Source organism: Solimonas terrae (assembly GCF_011067135.1).
GTDB classification, from domain to species: domain Bacteria; phylum Pseudomonadota; class Gammaproteobacteria; order Nevskiales; family Nevskiaceae; genus Solimonas; species Solimonas terrae.
Genome location: NZ_JAAMOW010000008.1, coordinates 34,677 through 53,689, shown reverse-complemented (window position 1 = coordinate 53,689; position 19,013 = coordinate 34,677). Strand labels below are relative to the sequence as shown.

General features: G+C 67.4%; 17 protein-coding genes. 14 read left to right on the top strand and 3 right to left on the bottom strand.

Annotated features, from left to right (window positions below):
- Positions 1–33 precede the first annotated feature (33 nt).
- The 6 genes from G7Y85_RS15225 to G7Y85_RS15200 all read left to right on the top strand — a co-directional run bounded on the left by G7Y85_RS15225 (position 34) and on the right by G7Y85_RS15200 (position 2,851).
- A complete protein-coding gene (locus tag G7Y85_RS15225; protein ID WP_166259038.1) occupies positions 34–486 on the top strand; it encodes a PaaI family thioesterase in 453 nt (150 codons plus the stop codon).
- Positions 483–926 (top strand): PaaI family thioesterase, encoded by a 444-nt coding sequence (locus G7Y85_RS15220; protein WP_166259035.1) that lies wholly within the window; start codon positions 483–485, stop codon positions 924–926. Before G7Y85_RS15225 ends, G7Y85_RS15220 begins: the two co-directional genes overlap by 4 nt.
- Positions 926–1,204, top strand: coding sequence for a hypothetical protein (locus G7Y85_RS15215; protein ID WP_166259032.1), 279 nt, complete (start codon positions 926–928; stop codon positions 1,202–1,204). Before G7Y85_RS15220 ends, G7Y85_RS15215 begins: the two co-directional genes overlap by 1 nt.
- A gap of 93 nt (positions 1,205–1,297) precedes the next feature.
- Positions 1,298–1,615, top strand: a complete 318-nt coding sequence (locus G7Y85_RS15210) for an SCP2 sterol-binding domain-containing protein (protein WP_166259029.1) — start codon at positions 1,298–1,300, stop codon at positions 1,613–1,615.
- Position 1,616: 1 nt separating this feature from the next.
- A complete protein-coding gene (locus tag G7Y85_RS15205; RefSeq protein WP_166259026.1) occupies positions 1,617–2,321 on the top strand; it encodes a class I SAM-dependent methyltransferase in 705 nt (234 codons plus the stop codon).
- 29 nt (positions 2,322–2,350) lie between these two features.
- Entirely contained in the window at positions 2,351–2,851 is a 501-nt protein-coding gene (locus G7Y85_RS15200) for a SixA phosphatase family protein (protein ID WP_166259023.1), read from the top strand.
- 28 nt (positions 2,852–2,879) lie between these two features.
- Here the strand turns inward: G7Y85_RS15200 and G7Y85_RS15195 are convergent, their stop codons facing one another.
- Complete coding sequence (locus G7Y85_RS15195; protein ID WP_241696203.1) at positions 2,880–3,368, bottom strand: DUF1249 domain-containing protein; 489 nt, start codon at positions 3,366–3,368, stop codon at positions 2,880–2,882.
- A 53-nt stretch (positions 3,369–3,421) separates the two neighbouring features.
- On the opposite strand from G7Y85_RS15195, the gene G7Y85_RS15190 reads away from it, so the two are divergent.
- The 5 genes from G7Y85_RS15190 to G7Y85_RS15170 are packed head-to-tail and all read left to right on the top strand — an operon-like array spanning position 3,422 to position 11,095.
- Entirely contained in the window at positions 3,422–5,053 is a 1,632-nt protein-coding gene (locus G7Y85_RS15190) for an alpha-D-glucose phosphate-specific phosphoglucomutase (protein WP_166259020.1), read from the top strand.
- A 21-nt stretch (positions 5,054–5,074) separates the two neighbouring features.
- Positions 5,075–8,755 (top strand): response regulator, encoded by a 3,681-nt coding sequence (locus G7Y85_RS15185; RefSeq protein ID WP_166259017.1) that lies wholly within the window; start codon positions 5,075–5,077, stop codon positions 8,753–8,755.
- A 6-nt stretch (positions 8,756–8,761) separates the two neighbouring features.
- Positions 8,762–9,604, top strand: a complete 843-nt coding sequence (locus G7Y85_RS15180; protein WP_166259014.1) for a CheR family methyltransferase — start codon at positions 8,762–8,764, stop codon at positions 9,602–9,604.
- Positions 9,582–10,163: a chemotaxis protein CheB gene (locus G7Y85_RS15175; protein WP_166259011.1), complete on the top strand. Its 582-nt coding sequence runs from the start codon at positions 9,582–9,584 to the stop codon at positions 10,161–10,163. The genes G7Y85_RS15180 and G7Y85_RS15175 overlap by 23 nt, the downstream gene beginning before the upstream one ends.
- Positions 10,160–11,095: a two-component system response regulator gene (locus G7Y85_RS15170; RefSeq protein ID WP_166259008.1), complete on the top strand. Its 936-nt coding sequence runs from the start codon at positions 10,160–10,162 to the stop codon at positions 11,093–11,095. The genes G7Y85_RS15175 and G7Y85_RS15170 overlap by 4 nt, the downstream gene beginning before the upstream one ends.
- 21 nt (positions 11,096–11,116) lie before the next feature.
- Here the strand turns inward: G7Y85_RS15170 and G7Y85_RS15165 are convergent, their stop codons facing one another.
- Both G7Y85_RS15165 and dnaX read right to left on the bottom strand, forming a co-directional pair.
- Complete coding sequence (locus G7Y85_RS15165) at positions 11,117–11,443, bottom strand: YbaB/EbfC family nucleoid-associated protein (RefSeq protein WP_166259005.1); 327 nt, start codon at positions 11,441–11,443, stop codon at positions 11,117–11,119.
- Between the two features lie 52 nt (positions 11,444–11,495).
- A complete protein-coding gene (gene dnaX, locus G7Y85_RS15160; protein ID WP_166259002.1) occupies positions 11,496–13,172 on the bottom strand; it encodes a DNA polymerase III subunit gamma/tau in 1,677 nt (558 codons plus the stop codon).
- 183 nt (positions 13,173–13,355) lie between these two features.
- On the opposite strand from dnaX, the gene G7Y85_RS15155 reads away from it, so the two are divergent.
- Genes G7Y85_RS15155 through G7Y85_RS15145 form a run of 3 tightly spaced genes read left to right on the top strand, consistent with a single transcriptional unit; the run spans position 13,356 to position 18,909 of the window.
- Entirely contained in the window at positions 13,356–14,675 is a 1,320-nt protein-coding gene (locus tag G7Y85_RS15155) for a TolC family protein (RefSeq protein WP_166258999.1), read from the top strand.
- Positions 14,672–15,817, top strand: a complete 1,146-nt coding sequence (locus G7Y85_RS15150) for an efflux RND transporter periplasmic adaptor subunit (protein ID WP_166258996.1) — start codon at positions 14,672–14,674, stop codon at positions 15,815–15,817. Before G7Y85_RS15155 ends, G7Y85_RS15150 begins: the two co-directional genes overlap by 4 nt.
- The gene (locus tag G7Y85_RS15145) at positions 15,814–18,909 is read left to right on the top strand and encodes an efflux RND transporter permease subunit (RefSeq protein ID WP_166258993.1); all 3,096 of its coding nucleotides are present in this window, start codon (positions 15,814–15,816) and stop codon (positions 18,907–18,909) included. The genes G7Y85_RS15150 and G7Y85_RS15145 overlap by 4 nt, the downstream gene beginning before the upstream one ends.
- Positions 18,910–19,013: the final 104 nt, after the last annotated feature.

The following is a 19,013-nucleotide window of genomic DNA, read 5'->3' as shown; positions in this document are numbered from 1 at the left end:
CGAAACTGATGCGTTGACCTTTAGAATCGGTCGATGGACAGCTCCACGTTTATTGCCGCACTGCGCGAGCGCTATCTCGAACTGTCGCCGCACATGGCCGAGTGCGGGCTGACGATCAGGCAGCTGTCCGCCGACAGCGCGACCCTCGAACTGCCGTCGCGCGAGGACTGGCTGGGCGATGTCGAAAGCGGCCGCTTCAATCCGGGCATCGTCTCGGTGCTGGTCGACAACAGCGCCGGGCTGGCGGTGATCGCCCATGCCGGCCGTCGCGACGCGATCGCGACCCTGGACCTGCGCCTGGATTACCTGCGGCCGGCCTTCATCGGCAGCCCGTTGTTCTGTCGCGCCCGCTGCACGCGCATGACCCCCAGCATCGCGTTCGCGCATGCCGTCGTCTGGCAGGACAACGAGGCCGCCCCGATCGCCACCGCCCAGGGGGTGTTCATGCGCAGCGGCGCGAACCGCGTGACGGGCGGCGACGCATGAGCAGCCACTGGAGCGAGGCGCGGCGTGCTGCGCGCGAACGTCACGACTATCAGGCGCTCATCGAGCTGATTCCGTATGCGCGCTTTCTCGGCATTCGCGCCGAAGGCGGCAACGGCCGGCTGTGTCTGCGGCTGCCGTTTCGCGACAGCCTGATCGGCAATCCGCGCCGGCGCGCCTGGCACGGCGGCGTGACCGCGGCATTCATGGAAAACGCCGCCCTGCTGCAACTGCTGCTGCAGCTCGACGAAGACCGCGTACCCAAGAGCATCGATTTCGCGATCGACTATCTGCTGCCGGGCCGCGCCGAGGACCTGCACGCCGACTGCACGGTGTCGCGGCTCGGCAGCCGCGTCGCCCATACCGTGATTCGCTGCTGGCAGCGCGAGGCCGACCAGCCGATCGCGGTCGCACGCGCGCACTTCCTGCTGTCGGCGTCGTAATGAACGCTGACCGGCAGTGGCGAACGCTGCGCGAGATCGATCGCGCAGCGAGGCTGCCGAAAGGCAGCGGCTTTCGCATGTTCAGACAGCTTGCGAGCACCTGGACGGAAGGCCGTGATTTCGTCGTCCTCGACCCCGGACAGGATGCCGCGACCATCGCCGCGCTGCGCGAGAGCGGCCGGATCTATGCCGGCAGCATCAAGCTCATCCTGCTCAGCGAAGCCGCTGCACGGACCCTGATCGACCGCCTTGCCACCGCGCCGTCGGCGCAACGGTAAGCCGGCTTTCCGCTCGTCCGTTTGCAGCTTGTACAGCGGTCCGGTCAGCGCTTAGGATGCGGCTCCTTTTTTGACATTTCCGGAGAGAGATTCATGACCGCTGCTGCCGACCTGCTGAAGAAGCTGCCTGCTGCGTTCAACGCCAGCGAAGCCAGCGGCATGGACTGCACCCTGCAGTTCAACTGCTCGACGCCTATGAACGCCGTGATCAAGGACGGCACCTGCACGCTCAACGACGGCACCGCCGGCAACGCCGATGTCGCGATCACGATGGAAGACGACGATCTCGTCGCGCTGATGAAGGGCGAACTCAATGGCATGACCGCGTTCATGACCGGCAAGCTGCAGGTCGAAGGCGACCTGATGCTCGCGCAGCGCATCGCCAGCATCTTCGACGGCAGCAAGCTCTGAGTTGACGGACACGCAGGACAGGACCCCGGGCGAGGCTGCCCGGGGTTTTTCGTTTGTGCTGGCGCAAGGCGCCGGCGGCCTCGAACTGCGCGCGCCGCAGCATCCGGGCTTCAAGCCGATCCACTGCGACTGGACCGACGCCGAGATCCGCCGCCGCGTCGCCGCCGGCAAGCAGCAGCTGCTGGCGCGCGCGATCGGCCTGCACAAGCACAAGGACCTGACGGTGCTCGATGCCACCGCCGGCCTTGGCCGCGACGGCTTCGTGCTGGCCGCGCTGGGTGCACGCCTGACGATGGTCGAGCGCCAGCCACTGTTCGCCGCCCTGCTCGCCGATGCGCACGCACGCGCGCTGCTCGATCCGCTCACGCAGGCGGCAGCGCGGCGCGTGCAGGTGCACGCCGGCGACGCCGTCGCCTTGATGGACGGCACGCTGCGCTGGGATGTCGTGCATCTCGATCCGATGTATCCACACCGCGACAAGCACGCACTGCCGCAGAAGGAAATGCAGGTCCTGCGCGAGCTGACCGGCAGCGATCCGGACGCCGACACCCTGCTGGCGCCGGCACTTGCGGTTGCGGTCCGCCGCGTCGTCGTCAAACGTCCCAGCCACGCGCCGTTCCTTGGCGGTCGCGAACCGGCGTTCCAGCTCAAGGGCAAGCAGGCGCGCTACGACGTCTACCTGCCGATCACGCCGACGACGACGTAGACTCGACACATCCCCCCAAGAGCAGGCTCATGCGCCACCTGACGATCGTCCGCCATGCCAAGTCGTCCTGGGACAGTCCGGACCTCAGCGACTTCGAACGCCCGCTCAACGAGCGCGGCCGCCGCGACGCCGCGCGCATGGCGATGTGGACGCGGCGGGCGATCGGCGTGCCGGATCGCATCGTCACCAGCCCGGCACTGCGGGCAATCACCACGGCACGAGTTTTTGCCGATGCAATGGGTATTGCCCACGACCATCTGCTGATCCAGGCAAGAATCTACGAAGCGTCGCTGAGCACCTTGCTGCGTCTGCTGCGCGGCTTCGACGACGAGACGCCGCACATCATGCTGTTCGGCCACAACCCGGGTCTGAGCGAACTGGCCGGCGCCCTCGCCCACTGCCCGTTCGACGGCCTGCCGACCTGCGCAGTCGTGCACCTGGAACTGCCGGACAAGCGCTGGGAAGACGTCGCCGAAGGCGGCGGCGAACTGCTGCGTTACCAGTTTCCGAAAGAACTGCGCGACGCCTGATCAACGGCCGGATGCAGCCCTGCCGTGCTCAGACCGGAACCGTCTCGACGGCCGGCAGCGGCTGCGGATCGAAGGCGTGGCCGCGTTCGAGCAGATAATCGAGCCACTTGTTCAACAGCAGGTTGCGCCGCCATTGGGCCGACAGAAAGGCGTGCGCGGCGGGATCGGCGTCGTCTTCGGCCTGCCACGGCGGCCGCTGGCTGCATTGCAGCGCTTCGGCGACCGCGGCATCGCGATACAGGCGCACCCACAGATCCGGCTGCCGGCGTACGCCGCTCTCGTCGGTGAATTCGTAGGTCAGGCGCAGGGTCTGCGTGTAGCGATCACGCTCGACGACTTCCAGATGCAGCGGACAGTCATGCTCGCTGCGCGACACTGCGCGCTGCCGGGTCGCGTGCCCATCAAGTTCCGGCAGCAAGCGCAGCAGCATGCGGTAGTTCCGCTCGTAGAGTTCGAGCAGATGCGCAATGCTGCGCGGTTTGCCGCAGCATGGACAAAGATGCGTAGTAGCCTGCATGGCGCGACTATAAGATACCGATCGACTTCCCACCAAAGACGGAAACAATAACGATGCCAGTCCGCGAGCTGCCCACCAAGCCCTATCACGACCAGAAGTCCGGCACGGCCGGCCTGCGCAAGAAAGTGGCGGTGTTCCAGCAGCCGCACTACCTCGAGAACTATCTGCAGTCGATCTTCGACTGCGTGCCCGAACTCAAGGGCAGCACCCTGGTCATTGGGGGCGACGGCCGCTATCACAACCGCGACGCGATCCAGACCGCCGCGTCGCTGGCGGCGGCCAACGGCGTCGCCCGCATCATCATCGGCCAGGGCGGCCTGCTGTCGACTCCCGCCGCCTCGAATCTGATCCGCATCCGCAAGGCCGCCGGCGGCCTGCTGCTGACCGCGAGCCACAACCCGGCCGGTCCGGACGGCGACTTCGGCATCAAGTTCAATGTCGCCGGCGGCGGACAGGCCAGCGAAAGCCTGACCTCGCGACTCTACGAACACAGCAAGACCATCCAGCGCTATCGCGTGCTCGAGGGCGCCGCGATCGACATCGACCGGCGCGGCGAACAGATGCTGGGCGACAGCACTGTCGAGATCATCGATTGCGTCGACGACTACGCGCAGCTGATGCAGCAACTGTTCGACTTCGACCGTTTGCGCGACTGGCTCAAGCGCGGCGCGCGGCTGCGGTTCGACGCCATGCACGCCGTGACCGGCCCGTACGCGCAGCGCATCTTCGTCGACATGCTCGGCGCCGCCAACGGCAGCGTCATGAATGCCGTGCCGCTGGAGGATTTCGGCGGCGGCCATCCGGACCCCAACCTGATTCACGCCAGACATCTTGCCGAACTCGCGTTCGAAGAAGATGCCCCGGACCTGATCGCCGCCAGCGACGGCGATGGCGATCGCAACATGATCCTCGGCCGCGGCCTGTTCATCTCGCCCGGCGATTCGCTGGCGATGCTGGCTGCCAATCTGCATCTGCTGCCGGGCTATCGCGATGGCGTCAAGGGCATTGCCCGCTCGATGCCGACCTGTCGCGCCGCCGACCAGGTCGCCAAGGGCCTGAAGGTGCCGCTGTTCGAAACCCCGACCGGCTGGAAGTTCTTCTGCAACCTGCTCGATGCCGGTGAAGCCACGATCTGCGGCGAAGAAAGTTTCGGCACCAGCTCCGCGCATGCGCGCGAGAAGGACGGCCTCTGGGCGGTGCTGGCCTGGGCCAACGTGATGGCCGCCAGCGGCAAGTCGGTGCGCGAAATCGCCGACGCACACTGGAGCCGGTACGGGCGCCATTACTTCGCGCGCCACGACTACGAAGAGCTGACGGCGAGCCAGGCCGAAGCCGTCATGCAGGCCGCTGCCGGCGAGATGGCCAGCCTCGCCGGCAAGCACTTCGCCGACTGGACGGTCAGTCTTGCCGACGACTTCAGCTATCGCGACAAGACCGACGGCAGCATCGCCAGCGGTCAGGGCCTGCGTATCGTCTGCGGCGACGATGCCCGCGTCGTCCTGCGCCTGTCCGGCACCGGCACCAAGGGCGCGACCCTGCGCGTCTACCTGGAGCGCTACGCGCACGAAGCCGGCAGCCTGCACTGGAAGACCTCGGACGCCGTCGCGCCGCTGGCCGCGGCGATCGACCGCCTCGCCCGCATTGCCGAACTGACGGGCCGGCGTGCGCCGGACGTCATCACCTGAACCCGATATTCCGGATCACCCATGAGCAAGCCTTCAGCGGCGGACAGACTGGGTATTTCGCGCAGGTTGTTGACCGACAGCAGCCTGCGCGCCAAGACGCTGTGGGCCTTGAGCATCACCATGGGCCTGTTCGTGCTGACCGCCGGCGCGTTCCTGATCAACCAGCAGCAGGTGCGCGAAGCACGGCGCTGGACCGACCACACGACGGAAGTCCTGTCGCTGACCGACGAGCTGCAGCTGCAGGTGCTCAAGCAGGAAAGCAATCTGCGGGGTTTCGTCGCCACCCGACGCGACGAATTCCTGCCGCCGTACAAGGCGGCCGTGCGGCATTTCGACACCACGATCGGCGAGCTGCTGGAGATGACCACCGACAATGCCGAACAGCAGGCACGCCTGCATCGCATTGTCGGCATGATGGCCCAGTGGCGCGAGGAAATCGCGACCGTCGAAATCAGCGAAATCGGCAACAGGGACGACAAGGACGCGACCGCGCTGGTGGCAACCGGTCGCGGCAAACAGCTCACCGATGCGATCCAGACCCAGATCAAGCAGTCCGCCGACGCCGAACAGGCCCTGCTGACGATCCGCAATCAGCTGCTCAGCCGGCAGCTCGACAACATCCGCCTGCTGGCGATCGCGTCACTGCTCGCGGGACTGCTGTTCTGCGCGCTGGCACTGGCGGTCGTGCAGCGTTCGCTGGCAACACCGATGCGCCATCTCACCGAGCTCGTCGCGCGGCTCACGGCAGGCGACCTGCGCATCGAAGTGCCGCACACCGAGCGCGGCGACGAGGTCGGCGCGATCGCCCGGGCGATCGAAGCCTTTCGCCACGCCTCGCAGGAAGTACAGAAGCGCGAGTGGTTGAAACGTCATCTCGCCGCGCTCAGCAGCGAGTTGTCGCAGCAACGCGACTACGAGAGTTTCGGCAACGCGATCCTCGCCTATCTGTGCCCGTTGACCGGTGCCGGCTACGGCGTGCTGTTCCGGGCGCTGGACGAGGAGCTGGCGCTCAGCCCGGTCGGCAGCTACGGCTACAAGGAGCGTCGCGACCAGGCTCGCACGCTGCGCGAAGGACTGGCGGCGGAATGCCTGCGCAGCGGCAAACCGATCACGCTCGACCCGGTACCGGCCGACTATCTGCGCATCGCCTCCGGTCTGGGCGCGGCCACGCCGAGCAGCGTGCGTCTGTGGCCGCTGCGCGGCATCGAACGCGTCGTCGGCGTGCTGGAGCTCGCCAGCTTCGCGCCACTCGGCGCCGCTGGCGAGGAACTGCTCGAAGAAGCGACGCGCCTGACCGGGCTGGCCATGGAGGCGCTCAGCAGCGCGATCCGCACGCGCGGCCTGCTCGAGGAAACCCGCGCGCAGGCCGAAGAGCTGCAAGCCTCGGAAGAAGCACTGCGCGTGCAGCAGGAGCAACTGCGCACGGCCAACGAAGCGCTCGGTACGAAGAACAGCGCACTCGAAGAACAGGGGCGACGTCTGCAGGCCTCCGAGGAGGAGCTGCGCGTGCAGACCGAGGAATTGCGCAATGCCAACGAGACGCTCGGCGACAAGAGCCGCGCGCTCAACGAATTCAACGATCGCCTGCTCGCGTTCCAGCAGGAACTCGAAAGCAAGAACCGAGACCTCGAACAGGCGAGTCGCTACAAATCGGAATTCCTCGCCAACATGTCGCATGAGCTGCGCACGCCGCTCAACAGCCTGTTGATCCTCGCCAAGGATCTGGCCGACAACGGCAGCGGCAACCTCACCGCCGAACAGGTCGAATCGGCCCAGATCGTCCATGACAGCGGCCAGAATCTGCTCGGCCTGATCAACGACATCCTCGACCTGTCGAAGATCGAAGCCGGGCGCATGGACGTCGACTGGGAAGAGGTCGCGCTCGACAGCATCGGCGGCAACGCCGATCGCAGCTTCCGTCGCGTCGCACGCGATCGCGGCCTCGAATTCTCGATCGACATCGAGCCGGGATTGCCGGCACGGATTCAGTCCGACGGCACCAAGCTGAACCAGATCCTGACCAACCTGATCGGCAACGCCCTGAAGTTCACGCACGCCGGCTCGGTCAGGCTGTCGATCGGCCGGCCGGGCGACGACTTGCCGACGCCCGGCGAGCTGCCGCGCGAACGGACGCTGGCGCTGAGCGTCAGCGACACCGGCATCGGCATCGGCCCCGAAAAGCTGGCGCGACTGTTCCAGCCGTTCGAACAGGGTGATGGCACGACCAGCCGGCGCTACGGCGGCACTGGCCTCGGCCTGTCGATCAGCCGTGCGCTGGCGCAGATGCTGGGGGGAGACATCGTCGTGCAGAGCACGCCCGGCAGCGGTTCGCGGTTCACGTTGCTGCTGCCGGAAGACGGTCGCGCCTTTGCCGGCAAGGCCACCGCCGGTGAAGCGACGATCGCCGTCGCCGCGACCGCACCGGCCGCGGCGCTGACGCCGACCGCCACGGTCGCCGCGCCGCCAGCCGCGGCGGTGCCTGTCGTCGCGCCGCCGGCCGCGCGCCGCGGCCCGCAGATTCCCGACGACCGCGAGCAGCTGCAGCCGGGCGACATCTGCATCCTCGTGATCGAGGACGACGGCGCGTTCGCCCGCGTGCTCGCCGAGATGACGCGTCGCAAGGGCTATCGCGCGCTGGTCGCGACCGATGGCGAAAGCGGTCTCGAACTGGCGCGCCGCTATCGGCCGAGCGGCATCCTGCTCGACGTCGATCTGCCGGTGATGAGCGGCTGGTCGGTCATGGAGCAGCTCAAGGGCGACATCGCCACCCGCCACATCCCCGTGCATTTCGTCACCGCCAACGACGAAGCCTCGCGTGGCCTGGCGATGGGCGCGGTCGGCTTCCTGACCAAGCCGGCGACGCGCGAGTCGCTGGACGTCGCATTCCAGCGCGTGCTGCAGGTCGGCGACGGCGAGCGCCGCCGCGTGCTGGTGGTCGAGGACGACCCGGGCGCACGGCATGCGATCGGCCGCCTGCTCGCCGGTCAGGCGATCGATCTGGTCGAAGCCGACACCGCCGCGCGCGGCCTGCAGCTGAGCCAGGAGCGCCGCTTCGACTGCATCGTCCTCGACCTGAGCCTGCCCGATGCCAACGGCCTCGAATTCCTCGAACAGCTCGCGCGGCGCGGGCCGGTGCCGCCGGTCGTGATCTATTCGGCGCGCGAGCTGAGCCGGGAAGAAGACCTGCGCCTGCGCGAATACACCGACAGCATCGTGATCAAGGGCGCGCAATCGCCGGGCCGCCTGCTCGACGAGGTCTCGCTGTTCCTGCACGCCGTTCGCAAGCCCTCCAGTCCGACGCCGACCGCGCAGCAACCGTCCGACCTGGCCGGACGGACGGTGCTGGTGGTGGACGACGACATGCGCAACGTGTTCGCGCTGTCGAAGACGTTGCGCGGTCATGGCCTGAAGGTGCTGGTCGCGCAGGATGGCCAGAAAGCGCTGGCGCAGCTCGAACAGCACAGCGATGTCGACTGGGTGCTGATGGACGTGATGATGCCGGGCATGGACGGCCATGAGGCGACGCGGGAAATCCGCAAGCGCCCGCAATGGCGCGAACTGCCGGTGATCGCGGTCACTGCCAAGGCGATGAAGGGCGATCGCGAGAAGTGCCTGGAGGCCGGCGCCAACGACTACCTGACGAAGCCGATCGACATCGACAAACTGCTGTCCATGATGCGCGCCTGGCAGCGCCACGTCTGAGCGAGCATGGAACCGGCGAAGCGGCAGGACATCGAGATCGACCTGTTCATGCGGGCACTGCAGCAGTGCCACGGCTACGATTTCTCCGAGTACGCCGCGGCGTCGTTCAAGCGCCGCGTGCAGGGCCTGCTCGATCACTTCGGCCTCGCCAACGTCAGCCAGTTGACCGAACGCGTATTGCATTGCGACGACCTGATTCCGGACATCATCGCGCGCCTCTCGGTGCCGGTCTCCGACATGTTCCGCGACCCCGACGTCTTCGCCCGCCTGCGTCGCGACGTGCTGCCGGTGCTCGCCAGCTATCCGCACATCAACATCTGGCAGGCCGGCTGCGCGCACGGCGAGGAAGTCTATTCACTGGCGATCCTGCTGACCGAAGCCGGTCTGTACGAACGCACGCAGATCTACGCCACCGATATCAGCGCTCACGCGCTCGACGTCGCGCGGGAAGGCATCTACGCCTCGCGCGACCTGCAGCAATGGGCCGCCAACTACCTGCAGGCCGGCGGCCAGCGTACGCTGTCGGACTATTTCCACGCCCGTTACGGCCATATCAAGCTCGACGAATCGCTGCGCCGCAACGTCGTGTTCGCCGCCCACAATCTGGCGGCGGATGCGGTGTTCTGCGAGGCACAGCTGATCCTCTGCCGCAACGTGCTGATCTACTTCCGGCCGCCTTTGCAGCGGCGTGCCGTCGCCCTGTTCCGCGACAGTCTCGTGCGCGGCGGCTATCTGTGCCTCGGCACCAAGGAGTCGCTGTCGTTCACCGGGCATGCCGGCGCATTCACCGTCGTCGACGGCAGCAGTTCGCTGTACCGGCTTGCCGATGTCGACTCGTCGTCCGTCTGAGCGCATCGTCGTCGTCGCCGCGTCGGCCGGCGGCGTCGCCGCGCTGCGGCGCCTGTTCGCCGGGCTGGCCGCCGATTTCGACTGGCCGCTGGTCGTGGTCCTGCATATCGCCGGCGACAACATCGACAGCCTGCTCGAAGTCCTCGGAGTCGACAGCGCGCTGCCGGTGATCGAGGCGCGGCACGGCGCACGACCGTTGCCGGGCACCATTCACGTCGCGCCCAGCGGCTATCACCTGCTGATCGAGGACGAGCACAGCTTTGCGCTGTCGGTCGACCCGCGCGTGCGCTTCGCCCGGCCGTCCGCCGATGTCCTGTTTTCGTCGGCTGCCGATGCCTGCGGCGAGCGCGTGATCGGTATCGTGCTGACCGGCACCAACGACGACGGCGCACGCGGCCTGGCCGACATCCGGCGCCATGGCGGACTCGGCTTCGTGCAGGACCCGCGTGAAGCCGAGGAGGCGGCGATGCCGCGAGCCGCCATCGAGCGCGCCGGCGCCGACGCGGTCCTGACGATCGATGAACTGGCACGGCGCCTGCTGATGGAATTCCGCCAATGACGACATCCGATGCATCACCGCCCCGCCCGAAGATCCTGGTCGTCGACGACACGCCGGCGAACCTGGTCGCGATGCGTCGCCTGCTGGCGAAGATGGACTGCGACGTGGTCGAGGCCGGTGACGGCAACGCCGCGCTGTCGGCCTGCCTCGATCACGAGTTCGCCCTGATCCTGCTCGACGTGCAGATGCCGGAAATGGACGGTTTCGAGGTTGCGACGCTGCTCGCCGAAAGCAGCGAGTGCAAGCGCGCGCCGATCATCTTCGTCACCGCCGCCTACAAGGACGATCTCAACCGCCTGAACGGCTACGAGGTCGGTGCGGTCGATTACATCGCCAAGCCGATCAACGAATTCATCCTGCTGTCCAAGGTCAAGGTATTCCTTGAACTCTATCGGAGCCGTGCCGCGCTGAAAGTCGCCGAGGCGGCAGCACGCCATCAGGCGACGCACGACCCGCTCACCGACCTCCCCAACCGCATGCTGTTCGCCGACCGGCTCGGCAACGGCATCGCGCGCGCGCGCCGCGAATCGCGTCGGCTGGCACTGATCTACATCGACATCGACCGTTTCAAGCCGGTCAACGACCGTTACGGCCACGGCGCCGGCGATGCGCTGCTCAAGGCGATCGCCGCGCGCCTGCGCGGCATGCTGCGCGCCTCCGACACGATCGCACGGCTCGGCGGCGACGAGTTCGCGGCCATCCTCGAAAACGTCGAGAACCGCGCCGACGCCGAAGCGCTGACGGTCCTGATGCGCGACACGCTGTCGCAACCGTTCCGCCTGACGCTCGCCGATCGCCCGCAGCCGCTCGAGGTGCAGGTCGGCGGCAGCCTCGGTCTGGCGATGTTTCCCGAAGACGGCAACAGCGACGAGGCGCTGATCGCGTGCGCCGATGCACGCATGTACGCGCTCAAGCATGCCGGCACGCGCTGAAACGCGGCCGACGCGCGGCGCTCAGAACCCGAGGTTCATTCCCGGCGGCAGCTGCATGCCGGCGGTCACCTTCGCCAGCCTGGCCTTCGACGCTTCATCGACCTTCTGGGCGGCATCGTTGATCGCGGCCGCGATCAGATCCTCGACGAATTCCTTGTCTTCCTTGAACGCCTCGGCGCTGATCTCCACCTTGCGCGCCTGATGCTTGCCGGTCAGCGTGACCTTGACCATGCCGGCGCCGGATTCGCCGGTCACTTCCATGCGCGCGATCTCCTCCTGCGCACGCTGCATGTTCTCCTGCATCTGCTGCGCCTGGCGCATCAGATTGCCCATGCCACCTTTCATCATCTTGATCTCCGTGGATCGCTGCCCCGGCCTGCGGCCGGGATCGGTTTCGTTGTCAGGAATCGAGCGGGTGTATCGAACCGGGCCTGATCGTCGCGGCGAACTGTTCGCGGAAGCCACGCACCACCGGATCGGCGAAGATCGCGCTTTCCGCTTCCTGCTGACGCTGGGTTTCGCGCTGCTGGGCCAGCTGCGCGGGCGAGGTCAGGGCTTCGTCGATGCCGACTTCGATCACCAGCCGCAAGCGCTCGCCGAGTTGCGCCGACAGGGCCTGTTCGATGGCGCTGCGGCGCTCTTCATTGAGCAGGTGGCGGGCCTTGGCGTCGAGCATGAGCGTGACCCGCTCGCCCTCGCGGGCCTGCCAGGCGCTGTTGCGCGCCAGCTGGCGGGCGAAGCCTTCGAGCACCATCGCCTCGACCAGATCGCTCCACGCCGCCGCATCGAGTCCACCGCTGCGCGGCTTCGTCTCACGCGCGGGTGCGGGTGTGGGGGCCGGCGCCGTCACCTGCGATGGCCGCGACGGCACCGCGGCGGCCGGCGGCGGCGCTGCGGCCTCGCTTGCCGACGGCACTGCAGCAGCGCTCGCACCGCGACTGCCGGCGCGCGCGATCGGCGGCGTGCCCGAGGGCGCCGCCCCTGGCGTCGCGTCGTCGGGACGGAAAGCGGCCATGCGCAACACGGTCATTTCAAAGCCGAGCCGCGGGTCCGGCGCCCAGGGCAGATCGCGACGCCCCTGGACGGCGATCTGATAGTAGAGCTGCACGTCCTCCGGCTGGAACGCCGCCAGCAGCGCGACCAGGGCGTCCTCGTCCTCGTCGCTGCGCGCGGCCGGCAGCATCTGCAGCACGGCGATGCGCTGCAGGTGCGTCGCCAGATCGTTGATCAGTGCCGCGTAGTCGGGTGCCTGCGCTTCGAGCTTCTGCAGGCTGGCGATCAGGGCGCCGGCGTCGCCGGCGGCCAGTGCGCGCAGCAGCTCGAACAAGACCTCGCGGCCGCTGGTCCCGAGCATGTCCTCGATCGCCTCGCGCGCGAGCGTGGCGCCACCGGAGAACGCGATCGCCTGATCGACCAGCGACAGACCGTCACGCATCGAGCCGTCGGCCGCGCGCGCGATCTCGGCCAGCGCCGGCAGCTCGTAGGCCAGGCCTTCCTGATCGAGCACCCTGGCAAGCTGGTCGCGGATCAGCGACACCGGCAGGCGCTTGAGATTGAACTGCAGACAACGCGACAGCACGGTCACCAGCAGCTTCTGCGGATCGGTGGTGGCGAGGATGAACTTCACATGCGGCGGTGGCTCCTCCAGCGTCTTCAGCAGCGCGTTGAACGCACTCTTCGACAGCATGTGGACTTCGTCGATCAGGTAGACCTTGTAACGACCGCGGGCGGGTGCGTACTGCGCGTTGTCGATCATCTGCCGCACATCATCGACACCGGTATTCGACGCCGCGTCGATTTCCAGCAGGTCGACGAAGCGGCCCTCGTCGACTTCCCTGCAGGCCGAGCACACGCCGCAGGGATCGGCGCTGACGCCCCTGGTTTCACAGTTCAGGCACTTGGCGACGATACGTGCCAGCGTGGTCTTGCCGACGCCACGCGTGCCGGTCAGCAAGATCGCCGGGTGCAGCTTGTCGCCGGCCAGCGCGTGCGACAGCGCCTTGACGACATGGCCCTGCCCCATCACGTCGGAAAACACGCGGGGACGGTATTTGCGGGCGAGCGCGAGATAACTCATGCGAAAAGAAACACCGGCAGACGGAATCGGGCGGCAGAATGCCGGCCCTGATTGTCGGAGATCAGCCGCGCGGATACCAGCGCGGACACCGCGCAAATGAAACTTCTGCCAGTTTCGCGGCTCCATACAGCGGCGATGCTATGGTCCGCGCCATTCAAATCAGAATATCGGCAGCTTTTCTTCGTGAGACTTCTGGCTTTATCGCTGGCCGGCCTGACCGGCATGTGGCTGAGCTGCGCGGTTCACGCCGCCGATGCGCCGCCGGCCAAAGCGCTGAGTCTTGCCGAATTGACGGCGCTGGCACTGCACAACAATCCGCAGACGACGATCGCCTGGAGCGCGGTCACGCAATCCGAGGCGGCCGAACGGATCGCGCGTGCCGGCTGGTGGCCGACCCTGACCGCGAGCTACAGCGGCCAGCGCTCGCGCTCGGTCGCGTCCAGCGGCGACGCGGCGCCGATACAGACACGCTACGGGCCGAGCATCAGCCTCAGCTATCTGCTGTTCGACTTCGGCGCGCGCGGCGGCGGCATCGATCAGGCGGCGGCGCAGCGCCTCGCCGCGCAGTACAACCTCAACCAGACCCTGCAGGATCTGGCGCTGACGGTCGAATCGAATTACTACACGGTGATCGGCAGCCGCGCGCTGGTCGACGCCAATCAGCAGGCGCTGGCCGAAGCACAGGCCAATCTCGACGCCGCCCGCACACGCCACACCGCCGGCCTGGCGACGATCGCCGATGTCTATCAGGCCGAAAGTGCCGCCGCCGCTGCACAGCTGACGCTGCAGCGGAGCCAGGGCCAGCTGCGCATTGCCGACGGCGCGCTCGCGGCTGCCGCCGGTTATCGCCCCGACACGTCGCTGCGGCTCGCCGACTGGAATCCGCAGGCCGACGCCATCGAACTGCCGACCCGGAGTCTGGACGAGCTGATGACGCGCGCGCGCGATGCCAGGCCGGAGCTGCTCGCTGCGCAGGCCGGCGAACAGGCCGCGGCCGACGCCGTGCGTGCGGCGCGCGGCAGCGCCCTGCCGAGTCTCAGCGTCAACGCCAGCGCCGGCCGCACGCGCATCGCCGATCGCGGCAGCAGCGACCCGTTCAGCGTCGGCGCGACCCTCAGCGTGCCGCTGTTCCAGGGCTTCGCGCTGCAGTCGGCGATCCGCGGCGCGCGCGCCGCGCTCGACAGCGCGCATGCGTCGACCGAGAGCCTGCGGCTCGAAGTCGAGCAGGAAGTCTGGGTGGCCTGGCAGAACCTGCAGACCGCCTACGGCAATGTCGACGCCAGCCGCGCGCAACTGGCATCGGCACAGCGCGCGGCCGACGCGATCCGCGCCCGTTACCGGAACGGCCTGTCGAACATCCTCGAAGTGCTGAGCACCGAGGCGGCGCTCGCACAGGCACGCGTGGTCAACGTGCAATCGTATCTGGACTGGTATCTGGCACTCGCCACGCTTGCCCACGACGCCGGCGGCCTGCCGGCCGCCACCGACGGAGTTGCCCCGTGAGTGTTCGCCGCCTGGCCATGATCGCCGTTCTTGTCATCGTCGTGGCCATGATCTGGCACTGGCACAAGGCCGATGGCGGAGCGCCGCAGCACGCACACGCGCCGACCGCCGTCGAACTGACGACAGTGCGCAGCGGCGCGGCGCCGGTGCAGTTGTCCGCAGTGGGCAATGTCGTCAGCCCGCACACCGTCAACGTGCGCACGCAGGTGAGCGGCACGCTCAAGCAGACCTTCTTCACTGAAGGTGACGAGGTCGCGGCCGGCGCGAAACTGTTCCAGATCGATCCGGCGCCCTACGAAGCCACGCTCGCGCAGGCACGCGCGCAACTCGCCGTCGATCGCGCGTCGCTGGCTGCGGCCAGGGCCCAGTACGAGCGCATGAAACCGCTGGTCGACAAGGACTACGTGACCTCGCAGGAATACGACAACGCACGTGCCACCGCCGACGAAGGCGCGGCGCGGCTGCTCGCCGATCGGGCGAACGTGCAGACTGCCGAAATCAATCTCGGCTACACGCTGATCCGCGCGCCGATCGCCGGCCGTACCGGCAGCATCGGCGCCAGGACCGGCAACCTGGTCGCCAGCAGCGACGCGCTGCCGCTGGTCGTGCTCAACGAAATCGACACCGTGCAGATCCAGTTCGCGATTCCGCAGGACCAGCTGCCGGCCGTGCAGCAGGCGCTTGCCGCGGGCCGGCTGCCGGTCGAGGTTCACGGCGACGACCCGCAGCAACTGCTCGCCAGCGGCCATCTGGTGTTCGTCGAAAACGCCGTCGACACCAGCACCGGCACCGTCACGCTCAAGGCCGAGGTCGACAATCACGAGCACAAGCTCTGGCCCGGCGCATTCGTCAGCGTCAGCCTGACCCTGTCGGTGCAACCCGATGCGCTGCTGGTGCCGGAAACCGCGGTGCAGCCGGGGGCCGACGGCCAGTACGTGTTCGTCGTCGGCGACGACCACAAGGCGCAGCTGCGCACCATCGTCGTCGATCGCCAGGTCGGCGCCGATGTCGTCGTTGCCAGCGGCCTCAGGCAAGGCGAAACCATCATCGCCCGCTCGCCGCACAATCTGCAGCCCGGAACCGACGTGATCAGTGCCGACGCGGCCCGTGCGCAGGCGCAGGAGCGAGCGGCCAGACCGTGAGCGTTTCCGAGATCTTCATCCGCCGACCGGTCGCGACCACCACGCTGATGGTGGCGCTGGTGCTGTTCGGCATCTTCGCCTACCGCGCGCTGCCGGTCGCCGAACTGCCGAACGTCGACTTCCCGACGATCAGCGTCAGCGCGAGCCTGCCCGGCGCCGATCCGGAAACGATGGCCGCCACGGTGGCGACCCCGCTGGAACGCCAGTTCTCGCAGATTCCCGGCGTCGACATCATGACCTCGAGCAGCAGCGTCGGCACCAGCCAGATCACGCTGCAGTTCGCGCTCGAACGCAACATCGACGCCGCCGCGCAGGACGTGCAGACGGCGATCGCGCAGGCGCGGCGGCAACTGCCGACCGACATGCCGCAGGACCCGACGCTGCGCAAGATCAACCCGGCGGACTCGGCGATCCTGTACATCGTCATGAGCGCCACGACGATTCCGCTGACGCAGCTCGACGATTTCGCCGAAACCCGCGTCGCCGATCGCCTCTCGCAGGTCGACGGTGTCGCGCAGGTCGTGGTCTACGGCGCAAAGAAATATGCCGCTCGGCTGTACCTGAATCCGCAGGCGCTGAACGCACGCGGGCTGTCGCTGCTGCAGGTCGGCGACGCCATCAACAACGCCAACAGCAACCAGCCGAGCGGCACGCTGTACGGCGCACAGCGCAGCTATACCGTGCAGGCCGACGGCCAGCTGCGCGACGCCACCGCCTACAACAACACCGTGATCGCCTGGCGCGACGGCGCGCCCGTGCGCCTGCGCGATGTCGGCCGCGCCGTCGACAGCATCGCCGACGACAAGCAGGCGACCGAGTTCAACGGCCGGCCGTCGATCATCGTCGCGGTCTCGCGCCAGCCCGGTACCAACACGGTCAGCATCGCCAGAGCCGTGCGCACCCTGCTGCCGGCGCTGGAAAAGCAGGCGCCCGGCGACACGCATGTCGACATCATGTTCGATCGCAGCGACTTCATCGGCGAGTCGATCGACGACGTGAAGCTGACGCTGGTGCTGTCGATCGTGCTGGTGGTCGGCGTGATCTTCCTGTTCCTGCGCGACACGCGCGCGACGATGATCGCTGCCCTGGCGCTGCCGTCGTCGCTGTTCGGCACCTTCGGCATCATGTACCTGTTCGGCTACTCGCTGGACACCTTGTCGCTGATGGCGCTGACCCTGTCGGTCGGCTTCATCGTCGACGACGCGATCGTCGTGCTCGAAAACATCTCGCGTCATCGCGAGGCCGGCATGCCGGGCGCGCAGGCGGCGAGCTTCGGTGCCCGCGAAATCGGTCCGACGGTGATCTCGATGACCCTGGCACTGGTCGCGGTGTTCATCCCGATCCTGTTCATGGGCGGCCTGATCGGCCGCCTGTTCCGCGAATTCTCGATGACCGTGGCGATCGCGATCCTGCTGTCGGCGCTGGTCTCGCTGACGCTGACACCGATGCTGTGCTCGCGCTTCCTGCGCGATCACGAGCTGCCCTCGCACGGCCGCCTCTACCAGTGGATCGAAAACGGCTTCGACGCCGTGCTCGCCGTCTACGAACGCAGCCTGCGCTGGGCATTGCACCACTACCGCCTGATGCTGCTGATCGCGGCGTCGACGCTGATCGCGACCCTGCTCGCCTTCCGCATCGTCCATACCGGCTTCATTCCGCCGCAGGACGCCGGCATCTTCAGCGCCAATGTGCAGGCGCCGGACGGCATTTCGTTCGACGAGATGAACCAGATGCAGGGCCGCCTCGCGCGCATCGTCCTGCAGAACCCGAACGTGCAAGGCGTGCAATCCTCGGTCGGGCAGGCGCAAGGCGGCGTCTCCAGCACCAACAGCGGCCGCATCATCGTGCGCATGAAACCGCTGTCGGAGCGCAGCGACAGCGTCGACCAGACCATCGAGCAGCTGCGCAAGGCGGTCAAGGTCATTCCGCTGCTGCAGGTCTATTTCCAGAATCGACCGGCGATCCGCATCGGCGGCTTTCACGGCAGCGGCAACTACGAATACGTGCTGCAGGGCGACGACTTCAGCGCGCTCGGCAAGGCTGCGGCAGCGCTGGAAGAAAAGATGGGGACGATCGCCGGCCTGCGCGATCTGAACACCGATCTCGAACTCAACAATCCGCAGATCGACGTGCATATCGAGCGCGATCGCGCGGCGGCGCTGAACGTCTCGGTCGCCGACATCCAGCGCACGCTGTACGCCGCCTACGGCACGCAGAAGATCAGCACCATCTTCACCAGCACCAACCAGTACGACGTGATCCTGCAGGTGGAGCCTCGCTTCCAGCGCGACATCGACGCGCTGCGCGCGCTGTACGTGCCGGCCGCCGACGGCAAGCTGGTCCCGCTCGGCAGCGTCGCCCGCATCGTCCGCAGTGTCGGCCCGGTCGCCATCACCCACTACCAGCAACTGCCGGCCGTGACGATCGCGTTCGACCTGCTGCCCGGCGTCTCGCTGGGCCAGGTCACGCCGGCCATCGAACGGCTCGCCGCGCAGGCCCTGCCCGACAACGTCTCCGGCAGCTTCTCCGGCACCGCCGAGACCTATCAGGAATCGCTGGTCGATCTGCCGGTGCTGTTGCTGTTCAGCATCGTCGTCATCTACATGGTGCTGGCGATCCTCTACGAACACTTCATCCACCCGCTGACCATTCTCACCGCACTGCCGCTGGCCCTGATCGGTGCGCTGATCTCGCTGTGGCTGTTCGGCTCGGAGCTGAACGTGTTCAGCTTCGTCGGCCTGATCCTGCTGGTCGGGCTGGTGAAGAAGAACGGCATCATCATGGTCGACTTCGCGATCGCCCGACGCCGCGAAGGTGCGTCGGCACACGATGCGATCCTCGAAGCCTGCACCGTGCGCTTCCGGCCGATCATGATGACCACGCTCGCCGCGATCCTCGGCACCCTGCCGATCGCCCTTGGCCTCGGCGCCGGCGCCGAGTCGCGGCAGCCGCTCGGCATCGCCGTGGTCGGCGGCCTGCTGACGTCGCAGTTGCTGACGCTGTACATCACGCCGGCGTTCTATCTGACGATGGAAGGGCTGAGCGAGCGATGGGCACAGCGCAAGGCATCGCGGTCGGCGTTGCAACACTGAAGCGATTGCTGGACGGCGGGAGGTGAAGCCGGCTGTCGCCGCTTGTCTCTGCTTTGATTTCGCCCTGCCGTGCGAGCGACTTTTCTCTGCTTGTCCAAAGACAA

What these genes read in the sequence shown, in the direction of transcription:
- G7Y85_RS15225 (WP_166259038.1), top strand. Translation starts at nt 34, where the DNA reads ATGGACAGCTCCACGTTTATTGCCGCACTGCGCGAGCGCTATCTCGAA.
- G7Y85_RS15220 (WP_166259035.1), top strand. Translation starts at nt 483, where the DNA reads ATGAGCAGCCACTGGAGCGAGGCGCGGCGTGCTGCGCGCGAACGTCAC.
- G7Y85_RS15215 (WP_166259032.1), top strand. Translation starts at nt 926, where the DNA reads ATGAACGCTGACCGGCAGTGGCGAACGCTGCGCGAGATCGATCGCGCA.
- G7Y85_RS15210 (WP_166259029.1), top strand. Translation starts at nt 1,298, where the DNA reads ATGACCGCTGCTGCCGACCTGCTGAAGAAGCTGCCTGCTGCGTTCAAC.
- G7Y85_RS15200 (WP_166259023.1), top strand. Translation starts at nt 2,351, where the DNA reads ATGCGCCACCTGACGATCGTCCGCCATGCCAAGTCGTCCTGGGACAGT.
- G7Y85_RS15195 (WP_241696203.1), bottom strand. Translation starts at nt 3,368, where the DNA reads ATGCAGGCTACTACGCATCTTTGTCCATGCTGCGGCAAACCGCGCAGC.
- G7Y85_RS15190 (WP_166259020.1), top strand. Translation starts at nt 3,422, where the DNA reads ATGCCAGTCCGCGAGCTGCCCACCAAGCCCTATCACGACCAGAAGTCC.
- G7Y85_RS15185 (WP_166259017.1), top strand. Translation starts at nt 5,075, where the DNA reads ATGAGCAAGCCTTCAGCGGCGGACAGACTGGGTATTTCGCGCAGGTTG.
- G7Y85_RS15180 (WP_166259014.1), top strand. Translation starts at nt 8,762, where the DNA reads ATGGAACCGGCGAAGCGGCAGGACATCGAGATCGACCTGTTCATGCGG.
- G7Y85_RS15175 (WP_166259011.1), top strand. Translation starts at nt 9,582, where the DNA reads ATGTCGACTCGTCGTCCGTCTGAGCGCATCGTCGTCGTCGCCGCGTCG.
- G7Y85_RS15170 (WP_166259008.1), top strand. Translation starts at nt 10,160, where the DNA reads ATGACGACATCCGATGCATCACCGCCCCGCCCGAAGATCCTGGTCGTC.
- G7Y85_RS15165 (WP_166259005.1), bottom strand. Translation starts at nt 11,443, where the DNA reads ATGATGAAAGGTGGCATGGGCAATCTGATGCGCCAGGCGCAGCAGATG.
- dnaX (WP_166259002.1), bottom strand. Translation starts at nt 13,172, where the DNA reads ATGAGTTATCTCGCGCTCGCCCGCAAATACCGTCCCCGCGTGTTTTCC.